The sequence below is a fragment of the Candidatus Krumholzibacteriia bacterium genome, from assembly GCA_035649275.1.
Taxonomy (GTDB): domain Bacteria; phylum Krumholzibacteriota; class Krumholzibacteriia.
This window is the reverse complement of record DASRJW010000136.1, coordinates 1-15,503: the sequence shown is the minus strand read 5'-3', so window position 1 is coordinate 15,503 and position 15,503 is coordinate 1. Positions and strand designations below refer to the sequence as shown.

At 68.8% G+C, this 15,503-nt stretch carries 14 protein-coding genes and 1 tRNA gene; 3 read left to right on the top strand and 12 right to left on the bottom strand.

The features are described 5' to 3' along the window. Positions 1-31: 31 nt before the first annotated feature. The 9 genes from clpX to VFE28_14960 all read right to left on the bottom strand — a co-directional run bounded on the left by clpX (position 32) and on the right by VFE28_14960 (position 8,843). A complete protein-coding gene (clpX, locus tag VFE28_15000; GenBank protein ID HZM17307.1) occupies positions 32-1,258 on the bottom strand; it encodes an ATP-dependent Clp protease ATP-binding subunit ClpX in 1,227 nt (408 codons plus the stop codon). 82 nt (positions 1,259-1,340) lie between these two features. Then, positions 1,341-1,985: an ATP-dependent Clp endopeptidase proteolytic subunit ClpP gene (clpP, locus tag VFE28_14995; GenBank protein HZM17306.1), complete on the bottom strand. Its 645-nt coding sequence runs from the start codon at positions 1,983-1,985 to the stop codon at positions 1,341-1,343. Between the two features lie 23 nt (positions 1,986-2,008). Then, a complete protein-coding gene (gene tig, locus VFE28_14990) occupies positions 2,009-3,304 on the bottom strand; it encodes a trigger factor (protein HZM17305.1) in 1,296 nt (431 codons plus the stop codon). A 52-nt stretch (positions 3,305-3,356) separates the two neighbouring features. After that, positions 3,357-3,442: transfer RNA gene (locus tag VFE28_14985), tRNA-Leu, on the bottom strand. A gap of 141 nt (positions 3,443-3,583) precedes the next feature. Continuing rightward, positions 3,584-4,657, bottom strand: coding sequence for a 3-isopropylmalate dehydrogenase (locus VFE28_14980; GenBank protein HZM17304.1), 1,074 nt, complete (start codon positions 4,655-4,657; stop codon positions 3,584-3,586). A gap of 5 nt (positions 4,658-4,662) precedes the next feature. Further along, on the bottom strand, positions 4,663-5,889 hold the full coding sequence (locus VFE28_14975) for an acetyl-CoA C-acyltransferase (protein HZM17303.1): 1,227 nt from the start codon (positions 5,887-5,889) through the stop codon (positions 4,663-4,665). A gap of 41 nt (positions 5,890-5,930) precedes the next feature. Continuing rightward, on the bottom strand, positions 5,931-6,707 hold the full coding sequence (locus VFE28_14970; protein HZM17302.1) for an enoyl-CoA hydratase-related protein: 777 nt from the start codon (positions 6,705-6,707) through the stop codon (positions 5,931-5,933). A gap of 32 nt (positions 6,708-6,739) precedes the next feature. Beyond that, positions 6,740-7,591: a 3-hydroxybutyryl-CoA dehydrogenase gene (locus VFE28_14965; GenBank protein HZM17301.1), complete on the bottom strand. Its 852-nt coding sequence runs from the start codon at positions 7,589-7,591 to the stop codon at positions 6,740-6,742. Between the two features lie 67 nt (positions 7,592-7,658). After that, positions 7,659-8,843 (bottom strand): acetyl-CoA C-acetyltransferase, encoded by a 1,185-nt coding sequence (locus tag VFE28_14960; protein HZM17300.1) that lies wholly within the window; start codon positions 8,841-8,843, stop codon positions 7,659-7,661. 340 nt (positions 8,844-9,183) lie between these two features. Between VFE28_14960 and VFE28_14955 the strand changes: the two genes are divergently transcribed. Together VFE28_14955 and VFE28_14950 are read left to right on the top strand one after the other, a co-directional pair. Continuing rightward, the gene (locus tag VFE28_14955; protein HZM17299.1) at positions 9,184-10,248 is read left to right on the top strand and encodes a chemotaxis protein CheB; all 1,065 of its coding nucleotides are present in this window, start codon (positions 9,184-9,186) and stop codon (positions 10,246-10,248) included. A gap of 47 nt (positions 10,249-10,295) precedes the next feature. Beyond that, positions 10,296-11,453: a glycogen-binding domain-containing protein gene (locus VFE28_14950; protein ID HZM17298.1), complete on the top strand. Its 1,158-nt coding sequence runs from the start codon at positions 10,296-10,298 to the stop codon at positions 11,451-11,453. A 9-nt stretch (positions 11,454-11,462) separates the two neighbouring features. On the opposite strand, the gene VFE28_14945 is transcribed toward VFE28_14950, so the two are convergent. Further along, positions 11,463-12,788 carry an inositol-3-phosphate synthase gene (locus VFE28_14945; protein ID HZM17297.1) on the bottom strand — a complete coding sequence of 442 codons (1,326 nt, stop codon included), beginning with the start codon at positions 12,786-12,788 and terminating at the stop codon, positions 11,463-11,465. Positions 12,789-12,938: 150 nt separating this feature from the next. Here VFE28_14945 and VFE28_14940 point away from each other — a divergent pair, with 150 nt between their 5' ends. Continuing rightward, positions 12,939-13,919 (top strand): LysR family transcriptional regulator, encoded by a 981-nt coding sequence (locus VFE28_14940; protein HZM17296.1) that lies wholly within the window; start codon positions 12,939-12,941, stop codon positions 13,917-13,919. Here VFE28_14940 and VFE28_14935 read toward each other — a convergent pair. Both VFE28_14935 and VFE28_14930 read right to left on the bottom strand, forming a co-directional pair. Next, positions 13,916-14,524 (bottom strand): hypothetical protein, encoded by a 609-nt coding sequence (locus VFE28_14935; protein ID HZM17295.1) that lies wholly within the window; start codon positions 14,522-14,524, stop codon positions 13,916-13,918. The two genes, VFE28_14940 and VFE28_14935, sit on opposite strands and share 4 nt — an antisense overlap. A 566-nt stretch (positions 14,525-15,090) precedes the next feature. After that, positions 15,091-15,503, bottom strand: a 413-nt coding sequence (locus VFE28_14930; GenBank protein HZM17294.1) for an alpha/beta hydrolase, incomplete at its 5' end; no start/stop codon positions are given.

The window sequence follows — 15,503 nt, the reverse complement described above, 5'->3', positions numbered from 1 at the left end:
GGTGCGCGCGGGCAGAGAGCGCCGGTCAAGCTCAGGCGCCCTTCGCCCGACTCTCCTCTTCGAAATCGTACTCCGGCTCCAGGCGCTTCAGGATGGTGTCCGCCGTCACCGTGAGCCGGCGCACATTGCCGCGCGACGGCAGGTCGTACATGATGTCGAGCATCGTCTTCTCGAGGATGGAGCGCAGGCCGCGGGCGCCGGTTTCGCGCTCCGCCGCCAGCCGCGCCACCGCCTGCAGCGCCTCGCGTTCGAACACCAGCTCGGCGCCCTCCATCTCGAAGAGCTTCTGGTACTGCTTCACCAGGGCGTTCTTCGGGCGCACCAGGATGTCCACCAAGGCGCTTTCCTCCAGCTCTTCCAGCACTGCGAGCACCGGCAGCCGGCCGATGAGCTCGGGGATGAGACCGAAGCGCAGCAGGTCCTCGGGCTCCACCTGTTTGAGCACGGCGGTGCGCTTGCGCCGGTCCTTGCGGTGGATCTCGGCGCCGAAGCCGAGCACCTTCTTGCCGATGCGGTGCTCCACCACCTTCTCCAAGCCCTCGAAGGCGCCGCCACAGATGAAGAGGATGTTCTTGGTGTTCACCTCGATGTACTTCTGCTGCGGGTGCTTGCGGCCGCCCTGAGGCGGCACGTTGGAGATGGTGCCCTCCAGGAGCTTGAGCAGCGCCTGCTGCACCCCCTCGCCAGAGACGTCCCGGGTGATCGAGGGGCTGTCGCTCTTGCGGGCGATCTTGTCGATCTCGTCGATGTAGACGATGCCGCGCTCGGCGCTGCTGATGTTGAACTCCGCCGCCTGCAGCAGCCGCACCAGGATGTTCTCCACATCCTCGCCGACATAGCCCGCCTCGGTGAGGGTGGTGGCATCGACGATGGCGAAAGGCACCTTGAGGAAGCGGGCCAGGGTCTGGGCCAGCAGGGTCTTCCCCGTGCCGGTGGGGCCGAGGAGCAGGATGTTGGACTTGTCGATCTCCACGTCGTTGGCGGACCGCTCGTGGAAGATGCGCTTGTAGTGGTTGTACACCGCCACCGAGAGGATCTTCTTGGCGTCTTCCTGGCCGATCACGTACTGGTCCAGGAAGGCGCGGATCTCTTGCGGCTTGGGGAATTCGGAGACGTCCAGCGAGGGGACGCTGCTCATCTCCTCTTCGAGGATGTCGTTACAGAGACGGATGCACTCGTTGCAGATGTAAACCGACGGCCCCGAGACGAGCTTGGTGACCTCGTCTTGACCCCGACCGCAGAAGGAGCACTTGATCACGGACCCGACTTCCCCTGGTTCGAAGCCTCTGGCGCGCGCCAGATTTTAGCACAGCCGCCGCAGCCGCCGGAGCCGCACCGGCTCAGGCGTTGCTCTCGCTCTCCTGGGCCACGCGCTCCGGGACCGGCTTCTCCTGCTGCCGCGAGGCGCTGCGTTCGATGACCCGGTCCACCAAGCCATAGTCCTTGGATTCCTGGGCGGAGAGGAAGTAATCCCGATCGGTGTCCTTGGCGATGCGCTTCACCGGCTGCCCGGTGTGCTTGGCCAGAATCTCGTTGATGCGCTCCCGCATCAGCAGGATCTCCTTGGAGTAGATCTCGATGTTCGCGGCCTGCCCTTGGGTACCGCCCATGGGCTGGTGGATCATGATGCGCGAGTTCGGCAACGTCGCGCGCTTCCCCTTCGTGCCCGCCGCCAGCAACACCGCGGCCATGCTCGCCGCCATCCCCATGCAGGTGGTGGCCACGTCGGCTTCCACGTACTGCATGGTGTCGTAAATGGCCATCCCGGCCGAGACCGAACCGCCGGGAGAGTTGATGTAGAGATGGATGTCACGGCTCGGATCCTCGGCGGTGAGGAACAGCATCTGGGCGATGACCAGGTTCGCCACGTGATCATTGACCTCGTAGCCGAGGAAGATGATGCGATCTTTGAGCAGGCGGGAGTAGATGTCGAAGGAACGCTCGATCCGTCCTTCCTGCTCGATGACCATCGGAATGTAGCCCATGACTCTCCTTCACACCCTGGCCTTCAGGGACGGGGCACCTCGACCACTTGCGCCTTGCTCTTCACGAAGGCGAACACCTTGTCTTCCGTCAAATCGTGCCGCAGGCGGCGACGGCGCTCCGCATCGGCGAAGTACCGGCGCAGGCGCGGCGCCTCGGGACCGTCAGGTACCTTCTCCTCGATCCACTTGTCAACTTCTTCCGCCGTCGCCTGCAGCTCGTGCAGCGTCGCCAGGTGCTCCACCAAGAGCGCGCGCCGTGCCGCCCGTTCCGCCGAGGGCTGCGCCGACTGCCGCAGGGCCTCGCGCTTGTCCGGCGCCACTTCCAAGCGCATCCGGCGGTGACGCTCTTCGTAATCCTCCACCACCAGATCCAGGAAGCGCTGCACCATCGACGGTGGCACCTCGAAGGGGTGGGCGGTGAGGAGGCCATCCACCAGCTTTTCCCGCAGGTCCCGTTCGGATGCTTCCGCCATGCGGCGCTCCAGATCCGCCTGCACCTTCTGCCGCAGCGCCTCCAGGTTCTCCAGACCCAGGTCGCGCCCGAGCTCGTCGTCCAGCGCCGGCAGGTGCTTTTCCTTCACGTCCTGCAACGTCAGGAGGAATGCAACGAGCTTGCCAGCCACTTCCTTGTTCTCGTGGTCGGCGGCGTACTGCACCTCTGCTTTGGCGCTCTGTCCGGGGGTGAGACCCCGCGTCGCCGCCTCGAACTCGGCCACGACCTCGCCCTCGCCGAGCTGGAATGGATAGTTCTCGACCCGCTGCGCCACCACCTCTTTCCCCGCGGCGTCCAGGGGCACGTAGGAGAGCACGACGAAGTCGCCGTCCCGGGCCTCGCGCTGCACCGAGACATACTGCGCCTGCTCCTCCTGTACGGAAGCGAGGGCCTGCTCCAAGTCCGCCTCGCGCACCTCGGGCTTCCAGGCCTCGACGCGGAGCGCCTCCAGCGCCAGCGCCGGCAGCCGCGGGCGCACCTCCAGCTCCACATCCATGCGCACCATCTCCGGGTGCTCCAGGTCGAGGGTGCGCACGTTGGGCACGGAGATCACGTCCAGACCTTCCTGGGCGATGGCCCGGTTCGTCACCTCCGGAATCAGCTTCTCCAGGGCGTCCGCCCGGACGCGCTCGGCGAAGTCGCGCTCCAGCAGCGCCAAGGGCACCTTGCCCTTGCGGAAGCCCGGGCGGACCACGCGCTTGCGCAACTCCCGCAAGACCCGCTCGCGCTCCGCCTCGAAGTGCCGGCGGGGGAACTCGATGCTGAGAATGCGCCCGCATGCGGAGGCGTTCGTCGTCTGCACCTTGAGTTCCAGAGGCGTCTCCACCGACCACGCTCCCAGGCTTCGGCCTGCCGGACCTCGCCGTCCGGCGCCCACATGGTGCGAGAGGCGGGATTCGAACCCGCACGGGTGTGGCCCACTAGATCCTAAGTCTAGCGCGTCTGCCAGTTCCGCCACTCTCGCGGAATCAAAGTCCTGACAAGGTCTTGCGCGGCTCGCGGGGCAGCAAAGCCGGCTCCCGGCGAGTCCTCGCCGGCCGCTCGTTCGACGATATGCCGGCAGGGCCGGGAAGAGAAGCCCCGATTGCGGCGAATCGAGACCGCTTCAGTCCTTGGCGCCGGCCCGCAGCGCCGCCAGCACCTGGTCGGTGTAGGCCGGGGTGGGGGTGCCGCTCGAGGTGGAGAGATCCCGAATGGCACCCGAGCCGAGCACGCGGGCCATGGCGCGCTCGACCCGCGCCGCCGTCTGCTCCTGTCCGACGTAATCGAGGAGCATCTGCACCGCGGCGATGGCGGCCAAGGGGCAGATGACGTTGCGCCCGGCGTGCTTCGGCGCCGAGCCGTGGATCGGCTCGAACATGGAGACGCGCCCGGGATGCAGGTTCCCCGAGGCCGCCAGCCCCATGCCGCCTTGGATGGCCGCTCCCAGGTCGGTGATGATGTCGCCGAACATGTTCGGCACCACGGCGACGTCGAACCACTCGGGATTCTTCACCAGCCACATGGTGGCGGCGTCGATGTAGGCATGCTCCTGGGTGACATCGGGGTACTCGGCGCCGACGGCGGCGAAGACCCGCGTCCACAGATCCTGACCGCGCAGCGCGTTGCTCTTGTCGATGAGCATCAGGCGCTGCCGCCGGCCGGGCTTGCGGGCCAGCTCGTAGGCGTAGCGCACGGCGCGCTCCACCCCCTTGCGGGTCATCACCATTTCCTGCAGCGCCACCTCATCGGCGGTGCCCTGCTTGAAGAAGCCGTGGATGCCGACGTAGAGATCCTCGGTGTTCTCGCGCACGAAGACCATGTCGATGTCGGCGGGCTTCTTCCCTTTCAGCGGCGTCAAGTCCTCGTGGTACAGCTTCACCGGCCGCAGGTTGACGTAGAGATCGAGGCCGAAGCGCACGCCGGCGACGATGGCCCGTTCCAAGAGCCCGGTCTCCACCCGGGGATCGCCGATGGCGCCCAGATAGATGGCATCGAACTGCTTCATCTCTTCCAGCGCCGACGCCGGCATGAGCTCCCGGGTCTTCAAATAGTGTTCGGCGCCGAAGGGATAGGTGGTGGCGCGGACACGGAAGCCGTCGAGCTCGCTGGCGGCGTCCAACACGCGCAGGCCCTCGCGCACCACCTCGGGCCCGACGCCATCTCCCGGGATCACGGCGATCTGGATCTCCCGCCCCATAGAAGTCATGCCTCCGGATTGCGCAGTACGAGCGCGATGCCTTGGCCGCCGCCGATGCAGGCGCTGGCCACCCCGTGGGTCTTGCCGCGGCGCCGCAGCTCCAGCGCCAGGGTGAGGAGCAACCGAGTCCCCGTGGCTCCGAGCGGGTGGCCGATGGCGATGGCGCCACCGTTCACGTTCACCCGTTCTCGCGGCAGCTCCAGCTCCTTTTCCACCGCCAGGTACTGAGCGGCGAAAGCCTCGTTCACCTCGAACAGGTCGATGTCTTCGAGCCGGAGACCGGCGCGCTCCAAGGCGCGCCGGATGGCCGGGACGGGGCCGATGCCCATGCGGCTCGGGTCGACGCCGACCACCGCCCAGTCGAGGACTTCCGCCAGCGGCCGGCGGCCTTCGGCCCGCGCCTTGTCCGGCGCCATGACCAGCACCGCCGCAGCGCCGTCCACGATGCCGCTCGCATTCCCTGCCGTCACCATGCCCTCGGGACCGAAGGCCGGCGGCAACCGGCTCATGATCTCCAGGTCCGGCTTCTCGAACAGATGGTCGTCATCGCGCACCACCTCCTCGCCGCGGCCCGAGCGCACCGTCACCGGGGCGATTTCCTCGGCGAAGAGCCCCTGGTCCAGAGCCCGCCGCGCCTCGCGCATGCTGCGGAAGGCGTAGGCATCTTGCTCGCTGCGAGGGATGCCGCGCTCCTGCGCCAGCTTCTCCGCTGTCTGCGCCATGAGCAGGCCGCAGTACGAATCGCGCAGCGCGACCATGAGCAGATCTTCCAGAGCGCCCTGCCCGAGCTTGAGGCCCGAGCGCAAGCCGCGCAGCACATGGGGTGCCTGGCTCATGTTCTCCATGCCACCGGCCAACACCGTGTCCGCCTCGCCGAGCTGCAGCAGCTGTGTCGCCGTGATCACCGACTGGATGCCGCTGCCACACAGCCGGTTGAGCGTCAGCGCCGGAACCTCCTGGGGGACGCCGGCTTTGAGCGCCACATGCCGGGCACCATAGATGGCGTCGCCGCTCGTCTGCAGGGCGTTGCCCATCACCACGTGCTGCACCGCCGACGCCGGCACCTGGGTGCGCTCCAGCGCCGCCCGCGCCGCCACCGCTCCCAGGTCGTTGGCGCTCACGTCCTTCAGGCGGCCGCCGGGCTTGCCCGCCCCGTTCTTGCCCCCGGACCACTCGGTCATCGGGGTGCGGGCGCCACCGAGGAGGACCGCCCGCGCCTTTTGGCTCGCCATGTTCCGTTCCTCCCTTGGGCTCGAGCCGCCCTTGAGTCGTTTCAGCGTCCCACGAAGACGGGTTTGCGTTTCTCCAGGAAAGCCTGCAGGCCTTCGCGCATGTCGGCGCTGGCGCAGAGAACGCCGAAGGCGAGGGCCTCGAGCACCATGCCTTCCTCGAGGGGCATCTCGAGCCCGTGCTGGACGACCTCAAGCGCCGCCTCCACGGCCAGCGGTCCGTTCCGCAGCATGGCGTCCACCACGCCGCGCGCTTCGGCGAGGAGCGCGGCCAGCGGCACCACGCGGTTCACCAGACCGATGCGATAGGCCTCGGCGGCATGGATCCGGTTGCCGGTGAGCACGAGCTCCAGCGCCCGGCCGCGGCCGACGAGGCGCGCCAAGCGTTGTGTACCCCCGTAGCCCGGGATGATCCCCAGGCTCACTTCGGGAAGGCCGAACTGGGCGTTCTCCGAGGCCAGGCGCAGGTGGCAGGCGAGGGCCAGCTCGCAGCCGCCGCCGAGGGCGAAGCCGTTCACCGCCGCCACCACTGGCTTCGGGAAGAGTTCGAGGCGGCGGAAGAGACGCTGCCCGCGCTGCGCGGTGAGCTTCCCCGCGTGCGGCGTCTGCTGCGCCAGCTCGCCGATGTCGGCGCCGGCCACGAAGGCCCGCTCGCCGGCGCCGGTGAGAATGACGGCGCGCACCGCGGCCTCCGCCTGCAGGGTATCGAAGGCCGCCTCCAGCTCGTTCAGCGTGGCGGCGTCGAGGGCATTCAGCTTCTCGGCGCGGTCGATGGTGACGGTGGCCACCGCACCGTCACGGCTCAGGCGCAGGTTCGGCATGGGCTCAAGCCTCCTTGGCTGCCGCAGGAACTCTAACGATGCTCGTAGAAGCCGCGCCCGCTCTTCTTGCCCAGATGGCCCGCCAGCACCAGACGGCGCAGCAGCGAGGGCGGCGCGAAGCGGGGTTCGCGGAACTCGTCGAACATGATCTCGGCGATGGACAGGGTCGTGTCCAGGCCCACGAAGTCCAGGAGCTCGAAGGGTCCCATGGGGTAGCCGCAGCCGAGCTTCATGCCGCGGTCGATGTCTTCCTTGCTGGCCAGCCCTTGCTCGTAACAACGGATGGCGTCCAGCATGTACGGCACCAGCAGCCGGTTGACCACGAAACCGGTGGTGTCCTTGGCCTCCACGACTTCCTTTCCCAAGGAAGCGGCAAAAGCCTTCGCGGTCGCCCAGGCCTCGTCGCTGGTGGCAATGGTCCGCACCACTTCGACCAGCTTCATCACCGGCACCGGGTTGAAGAAGTGCAGGCCGACGACGCGATCCGGCCGCCGGGTCACCGCGGCCAGGGCGATGATGGTGAGCGACGACGTATTGCTGGCGAGCAAAGCATGCTGTGGCAGCCGCGCGTCGAGGTCGGCGAAGATCTGCTTCTTCGCCACCGCCTCTTCGGTGGCCGCTTCGATGACGAAGTCGCACTTCCCCAGATCGGCCAGGCGCGTGGTGCCTTGCAAGCGCCCGAGAAGGGCGGCCTTGTCGGCGGCGCTCAGCTTACCCTTCTCGACACTCCGCCCGAGCTGGGCCTCGATCTTCGCCAGTCCGGCTTGCAGGCGTTTCTCGTCCACCTCGGTGACCGTGGTGGCATAGCCGGCGGCGGCGCAGACTTGGGCGATGCCGGAACCCATGAGACCGCAGCCCACGACGCCGACTTTCTCGATCCCCATGCTCTCTCCTTGCCGTGAGGGGTGAGTTCCCGACCGCAAAACTCCGCCCGCTTGGTTCGCAGTCACCTCAAGAGGCGCTCTCGACGAGCAGCGCCAGACCCTGACCGCCGGAAATGCACAACGTCGCCACGCCGCGGCGCGCGCCGCGCCGACCCATTTCGTGCAGCAACGTCACCAGGATGCGGGCGCCGCTGGCGCCGATCGGGTGCCCCAGTGCGATGGCGCCACCATTGACGTTGAGTCGCTCCGGCGGCAGCGGCAGCTCGTGCAGGCAAGCGAGCACTTGGGCGGCGAAGGCCTCGTTGAGCTCGAACAGATCGACGCCGTCGACCCCGAGCCCGGTGCGCTCGAACAGGCGGCGCAGCGCCGGCACCGGGGCGATCCCCATGATGGCGGGATCGACGCCGACCTGCGTCGCGGCGCCGAGTCGTCCCAGGATCTTCTGCCCCGTCCGCCGCGCCGTGGCTGCGTCCATCAGTAGCAGCGCCGCGGCGCCGTCGGTGATCCCCGACGCATTGCCCGGGCTCACCGTGCCGCCGGCGGCAAAGACCGGCTGCAACGCGGACAACTTTTCCAAGCTGGTGTCGGCACGGGGATGCTCGTCTCGCTCGAGACGGGCGCTGCCACCGCGGCCGTCGGGAAGGTCGAGGGTGACGATCTCGGCGGCGAATCGCCCCTCGCTCCACGCCGCGGTAGCGCGGCGGTGCGACTCCAGAGCGTAGGCATCCTGGGCGGCGCGGGAGATGTCGTGCTGCCGCGCCAGGTTCTCCGCCGTCTCCCCCATGACCAAGCCGCAGAGCGGATCGGTGAAGCCGTCCCGGTACATGGCGTCGACCAGCTGCCCGTGTCCGAGGCGGTAACCGCTGCGAGCGCCTTCGAGGAGATAGGGCACCCGCGACATGCTCTCCATGCCGCCGGCTACGACGATGCGCGCCTCGCCCGAGCGGATCGCCTGCGCCGCCAGCAGCACCGCCTTGAGACCGGAGCCGCAGGCCTTGTTGACCGTGAAAGCGGGCACCTGGTCGGGAAGGCCGGCACCACGCCCAACTTGCCGCGCCGGATTCGGCCCGGCGCCGGCCTGCCGTGCCTGGCCGAAGATGACCTCGTCCACTTGCTCCGGCGGCAACCCCGACTCGGCGAGCACGGCACGCACCGCCGTGGCCCCGAGCGCAGTCGCCGGCACGCCGGCCAACGCACCGAGGAACTTGCCGAAGGGCGTGCGCCGCGCGGCTGTGACGACGACCTCGTGCATCGCTCTGTCCCGGGTGACAGGAGGAAGGAGACCCCGCAACGTGCGTTGGCAGACAGGCTGGAACAGGCCCCTTTATACGGCCCGCTCTTCTGGAGGTCAAGCTGGCCGCGCGGAGTGGGAGTGCGTGCGGCGCTGCGGCGGGGCAGTACGAGAACGCCCGTGTCCCCACCGGGAACGATGGCCCACGGCGCTCGCAGCGGGCCCGCGCCGTGCCGACGCGCCGCCGCCGTCCGCCCGGCCGGCGGCATCAAACGTGCTCCGAGCCCCTTGCCGCGCAACGTCGCTCCGTGCGGGTCCCGCGCCGGCGCGGACGGCCCCAGGAGGAATGCCCGGAGGCCCCGTGAGCGCTTCGATCCGCGTCTTCGCCCTCCTCGGTGACGAGGGCCTGCAACAGCGCCTGCAACAGGACTGGCGCACCAACGGCATCACCCTTTGCCCACCGCAGCGGGAGGGCACAGCCTCGCTCTCCGAAGAGCTGGCGCGCCTGCGCCCGCAAGTCGTCGTCGCCGATGCAGAACTCGAAGGGGTGCGCGAGCTCGTCCAGACCGCCACGGGGCGCTTCCGCATCCCGACGCTCTGCATCGTCCGCCCGCAGCTGCACGGCCTCGCCGCCCTGCGACCGCTGGAATGGGGCGCAGTGGACCTGCTGGAGCATCCCGAGACCGACACCGCGCTCTTCGTGCGCCAGCTGGAAGAAGGCATCCACACCGCCGGACGCGCCCAAGTGGTGGAACAGCTGGAGAGCATCTACCCGCTCTCCGGTGCCTTTCCCGATGCCAGCGTCTTCGATCTGCGCGGGGCGCTCCGCCGTCTCCCGGCCACGGACAAACTGATCGTGGTGGCCGCCGGTCCGGGCGGACCCATGGGGATGCGCCGCATCCTCACCACCCTACGCCGCCAGACTTGGAGCCCCATCGTCTACGTGCAACGGCTGCCGCCGCGCTTGCGCGGCACGCTGGCCCAATGGTTGGAAAAGCACACCGGCGCCACGGTGCGGCGCGCCGTCCACGGCCAGTCCTTGGAAATCGGCCATGTCTACCTGGCCGGCGACGACGAGAGCTTGCGTGTCACCAGCGCGGGCAGCGGCGGCGCGGCGCTGCAGGTGGAGAGCGAGCGCGGCGACGGGAAACCTCTCGACGCTCTGCTCCGCAGCGTCGCCCGCAGCTTCGGTGCCGGTGCGGTCGGAGTGCTGCTCTCCGGCACGGGCGGCGACGGCTGCGAAGGCTTGCTGGCGCTGCGCGCCGCCGGTGCCCTCACCATCATCCAAGATCGGGATTCGTCCCTGCTCTACGAACTGCCCGGACGCGCCCGCGACGCCGGAGGAGCCATCGAATGCCTCCCCATCAACGAGATCGCCGAACGTCTGTCGATGCTGATGCAGCCGCTGCAGGTCACCGAGGCCTGAAGCGGCAGCGCCGGTGCGGGATGGGCGCCACGCTCCTGGTTGGGTGCGTGGCCAGCGCCGCGCCCACCTGGGCAGCACCGGCCCTCGCCGCGGCGGATTCCGCCTTCCTCCCCTTCCCCGTCGAAGCGTCGCCGCTCGGCCCGCTGCGCGCCCGCGCCGTCGTGCTCCAGAGTCCGACGCTGCACCGCGGCAGCGTGGGGCATCTGCGCCTGCAGCTGTGCAATGCGGACTCGTCGGCCCTGGAAGGCTCGCTGCAGGTGCTCGCCACCGCGGCATGGCAGGTGGAGCCCGCCCGGCGCCTGCCCTTCCGCCTGCAAGCGTTCGGCGACTGCGTCGAACACGAGCTCGGCTTCGCGCTGCCCGACGACGCCAGCCCGGGGCCCTACGACGCGGTCTTGCGCGTCGAGGTCGGCGGCAGCGAGGTCGGCACCTTGCGCACCCGCTGGAACCGGCCGGTGCAGTGGATCGTCATCGGTCCGTTCGCGCCCCCTGCTCCCGGGGCGTTGCTGCCGCCGGAGGCAGGGATCAATCTGGAAAAGGCGGTGTCCGGCGGGAGCGGCGAGGTGCGCTGGCAGCGTGTGCCGCTGGCGGCCTACGATGACGCGGGCGCGGTGGAACTCGACGTCGTCTACGGCGCGGCCGCGGCGCCGCAGTGCGCTTGCGCTTTCACCATGTTCGACCTCGCCGACGGCGAGCGCCTGCACTGGACTTCCGCCGGAACCGAACGCGTCGTGGTCGACGGCCGCGTCCTCGCCGCCGGCAAGCCCGTGCGCCTCGGTCCAGGGCGGCACACGCTGCTCGCCCGCAGCTGTTCCCGTCGCGACTCCTGGCAGTTCGGCCTCACCCTGCTCCGTGACGACGGCACCTGGCCGCGCCAGCTCGACAACGATCTCGATCGCTTCCTGCAGGGCTTCGCCAGCGCCTTGTCCGGCGGCGAGAGCAATCCGCCCGCGCACCGGCACGTCGTCCTTCAAGTCCAAGCGGCGGCCGCCCACGAGGTGCAGGTGCTCGGCAGCTTCAACGCCTGGGTGCCCTGGCCGCTGGAACGGGCCGAGCGCGGTCGCTGGAAGCGCGATCTGGTCCTGCCGCCGGGCCGGTACGCCTACAAGCTGCGCATCGACGGCCGCATGCAGGCCGACCCGTCTGCTCCCCGCCGGGAAGCGGACGGTTTCGGCGGCCAGAATTCTCTCCTCATCGTGCCCTAGAGGCGCGGCTCAGTCGGCGGGAGCGTCGTAGTACTCCCGGCCGAGATGGGTGATCTGCTCCTCCCCGCGCAACCAACGCAGGGTGTTCTTCAGCTTCGTCTTCTGCACGAAGAGGTCGTGCTCCGGGTACAGATCCGGCGCGGTCATGGGACTCTTGAAGTAGAACGACAGCCACTCCTGCACGCCGGCGAGTCCGGAGCGCGCCGCCAGGTCCATGAACAGCGCCAGATCCAGGACGATGGGCGCCGCCAGGATGGAATCGCGGCAGAGGAAGTTGATCTTGATCTGCATCGGGTAGCCGAGCCAACCGAAGATGTCGATGTTGTCCCAGCCTTCCTTGTTGTCCCCTCGCGGCGGGTAGTAGTTGATGCGCACCACGTGATGGATGTCGCCGTAGAGCTCCGGGTGATGCTGCGGCTGCAGGATGGTCTCCAGCACCGAGAGCTTGCTCACTTCCTTGCTCTTGAAGGCATCCGGGTCGTCCAACACCTCGCCGTCCCGGTTGCCCAGGATGTTGGTGGAGTACCAACCGTGCACACCGAGGAGACGGGCGCGCAGACCCGGGGCGAGGATCGTCTTCATCAGGGTCTGACCGGTCTTGAAATCCTTGCCGGCGATGGGGACGCGCACCTCCCGCGCCAGCTCCCGCAGCGCCGGGATGTCCACCGTGAGGTTGGGAGCGCCGTTGGCGAAGGGGAGCCGCGATTTGAGCGCCGCGTAGGCGTAAATCATGCTCGGGGCGATGCCCGGGTCGTTGTCGCGCAATCCTTTTTCGAAAGCTTGCAGCGACGCGTGCACCGGCTTCGGCTCCATGTAGACCTCGGTGCTGCCGCACCAGACCATGACCAGGCGCTCCAGGTCGTGCTGGCGGCGGAAGTCCTCGATGTCCTGCATGAGCTGCTCGGCGAGCTGCATCTTGTGCGGCCCCTTCTTCACGTGCGTCCCGTCCAGCTTGCGCACGTAGGCCCGGTCGAACACCGCCGGCATGGGGCGCACCGCTTCCAGATCTTCCCGCACCTGCTGCAGCAGCGTCGGTTCGAGCACGCCGGCGTGCAGCGCCGACTGGTAGCAATCCTCGGGGAAGAGATCCCAACCGCCGCAGACCAGGTTCTCCAGCGGCACGAGGGGGAGGAAATCGCGCAGCGCCGGCACCCGATTCTCGGTGCGCTTGCCCAAGCGGATAGTGCCCATCTGCGTCAGCGAGCCGATGGGCAGGGCCAGGCCGTGGCGCACCGCGGCGATGCCGGCGATGAAGGTGGTGGCGACCGCGCCGAGCCCGGGCATGAGGATCCCGAGCCGGCCGCTGGCCGGAGCGATGGACGTGGGCGCGCGCATGGAGCCTCCCGAAGTGGGTCGTCGTGGGGAGGGCGCCGCGGTCCGGCGCCCCAGGGAGCCATCCTAGGGCCCGTGGTCCGATCGGTCGAGTTGATTTTTAGAATGAATTCGATAAGAATTCTCGATCAGTCGTCGCCGCGGAGGGAGTCGGTGGATCTCGAGCTGCTGCACACCTTCGTCGCCGTGGTACGCCTGCAGGGCATGCGCCGCGCCGCCGAGACCTTGCACCTCACCCAACCGGCGGTGAGCGCCCGCATCGCCGCCCTGGAACGCCAGCTGGAGGTACAGCTCTTCGAGCGCCGCGGCCGCCGGCTCCACCTCACCTCGGCGGGTCAGGTATTGCTCGAGGAAAGCCGCGGGGTTCTCGGCGCCGCCGAGGCCCTGGAGCGCCGTCTCTCCTCGCAGCGGGGCCGGCAGAGCGGCACGCTGCGCCTGGCCACCATCGACGCGGTCAGCATCTATCTGCTGCCGGAGATCTACCTGGAGTTTCGCCGCTCCCACCCGGAGATCGAGCTCCTCGTCCAGGTGGTGGATTCGCGCCGGGTCCTCGCTGCGGTGCGTCGCCGCGAGGTGGATCTCGGCTTCGTCGCCCTCCCCGGGAGCGGCCGGCCGGCGGCGGAGTCGCAGCTCCGCGTGGTGCCCATCTTCGAGGACGTGCTCGTCTGCGTCGGCAGCCCGGCGCACCCCCTCGCGGGCCGCCGTCGTCTCGACCTCGGCATGCTGGCGGCGCAACCCTTGATTCTCTACAGCCGCGGCTCCCACACCCGCGCCACCCTCGACCGGGTGTTCCGCGCTCACGGACTCTCGCCTCTGGTGGCCATGGAGACCGAGTCCCCGGAAGCCATGAAGCGCTTGGCCGAGGTCGGCGTGGGCCTCGCCATCTTGCCCCTGGCGCAGGTGCGCGCCGACTTGGAAGCCGGCCGACTCTGCCGGCTGGAGCCTCACGACGCACGCTTCTCCCGCACGCTCGCGGTGGTCACCCGAAGCGGCCGGCCTTTGGAACCGCCGGCGGCGCGTTTCATCGCTCTCCTCCATGCTCGCTTTCCACCGCTGCGCGGGGGAAAGCGAAGCCGGGACCCATCCCACGATGGATCCCGGCTGGAGAAGGACAGGAAACGCCGACGTTCCTAGTGGTACAGGCTCTTGACCTGCGACCAGCTGGTGGGTGCGACCCCCACGGGAACGCAGTCGGCGGTGAGGCTGCCGCTCGGGTTGAGCAGCGCCTGCCAGGCCACGCTGTTCGCTTCCGGACCGGCACAGACCTTGGTGAACACCGGCCCGTCACAGAGCGTGACGAGCGGGCAGGCATAGTACGGATTCGAGGGCCGGTAGTGCTGGGTCAGCGACAACCAGATGTCCGAGGAGGGCGTGTTCTCCGTCAGCGTGAAGGTGAACAGCCGCACTCGCGCACTGGTCTGGCAGGTATCGTAGGCGATGTTGGTCCCTGCCAGGTTGAAAGCATCCCCGAGCACGATCAGGGCCGCTGGGTCCGGGCTCACGGCCACGGTGCAATCGGGCCGGTGGTTGTTGTCCACTCGGAACTCCGCACCGGTGATGCCACCCGCGGCGGCCCCAGCCAGGTTCACCCACACCGAGCCCGTGACCACGCCGCCGCCGGTGCTGCCGGTGCACTGGGTCCCGGCTGCGTCCACGTAGACGCCGATGGTCGCCTCCTCCGCGTACACTGTCGCCACCAGGCAGCAGGCCACGGCAAGATGCATGAGCAATGTCTTCATTCGCTTCTCCCCTGTCGGCCGAGAGGGCTCCAGTGGCTACCTCGCGCGACGGCGGGATGCCTCCCTGCATCTCGGCAACTCTCGTACGTCCTTCGCATCTCCCGCTCGTGCTCCCCTTCCCCGACACCTTGCGGGGCCCGGGAGCGCAGCCTGGAGTGCGGCCCCGCTCGAGCAGGAAGCGCGCCACCCCCCGGGAGCGCCTGGAAGGCCGACCGCTCCCCAGCGGACCTTTGGCTCCACGGTCTCGCCGGCTCCGGGCGGAATCTTGCACCCGCTGCGTCCGTGGCTGCGGCCCGCACGCCGTCGGCGCGGCGGGAAAGCGACGCGGCCACGCCCGGGAGAGCGTGGCCGTGGGTCGGCGCGTGAAGCGATCAACGATACAGACCTTTGACCGTGCTCCAGGTCTGGGGCTCCGCCGCCACGAAGCCGCAGCTGGCGCCCGGCCGCGGCGGCTGGCGAGACGTTGAACCTCGATAAACCGTGATGCCGCCGCGGTCAGGTGCAACGGCTGGTTCGGCCTGTCTGCCAAGCGCCGTAGCGGCTACACCTTGGCTTTCTGTTTTGCTTTACGGCTTGGCGTCGAGAAAGTCGTTCACCATCGGCACGATGACGGCCATGCGCTGCATCAGCGTGACGTGGGTGGTGTTGGGCAAGATGGCCAAGCGCGAGGCGGAGCGCGGTCGCAGGTCGCCGTGGACCTCGCCGCCCTTCAACCGGAACATCTCCGCGACGTGTTCGAGCCGGATGCCGTCGGCGTCGCCGTGGATGAAGAGCATGGGCGCCGTGGTCGCCTTCAGCTTGTCGGCGCCGATGTCGTGCCCTTTCGAGGCCATGGCGAGGATCCGCTTGACGAACTTCTGAAACTCGTCCGGCGTCGGGCTCAGCTTCTTGTACTCAACTTCGATGGGCGAGCCCTTGAAAGCCTCCGCCGTGAGCTTCGGGAACAGGTCGAGCGCTTCCTTGACCATGCCGTCGCGGC

Excerpts from the sequence above, each read along its gene's own strand:
- clpP (HZM17306.1), bottom strand. The coding sequence starts at position 1,985 with ATGGGCTACATTCCGATGGTCATCGAGCAGGAAGGACGGATCGAGCGT.
- VFE28_14980 (HZM17304.1), bottom strand. The coding sequence starts at position 4,657 with ATGGGGCGGGAGATCCAGATCGCCGTGATCCCGGGAGATGGCGTCGGG.
- VFE28_14975 (HZM17303.1), bottom strand. The coding sequence starts at position 5,889 with ATGGCGAGCCAAAAGGCGCGGGCGGTCCTCCTCGGTGGCGCCCGCACC.
- VFE28_14970 (HZM17302.1), bottom strand. The coding sequence starts at position 6,707 with ATGCCGAACCTGCGCCTGAGCCGTGACGGTGCGGTGGCCACCGTCACC.
- VFE28_14965 (HZM17301.1), bottom strand. The coding sequence starts at position 7,591 with ATGGGGATCGAGAAAGTCGGCGTCGTGGGCTGCGGTCTCATGGGTTCC.
- VFE28_14960 (HZM17300.1), bottom strand. The coding sequence starts at position 8,843 with ATGCACGAGGTCGTCGTCACAGCCGCGCGGCGCACGCCCTTCGGCAAG.
- VFE28_14945 (HZM17297.1), bottom strand. The coding sequence starts at position 12,788 with ATGCGCGCGCCCACGTCCATCGCTCCGGCCAGCGGCCGGCTCGGGATC.
- VFE28_14935 (HZM17295.1), bottom strand. The coding sequence starts at position 14,524 with ATGAAGACATTGCTCATGCATCTTGCCGTGGCCTGCTGCCTGGTGGCG.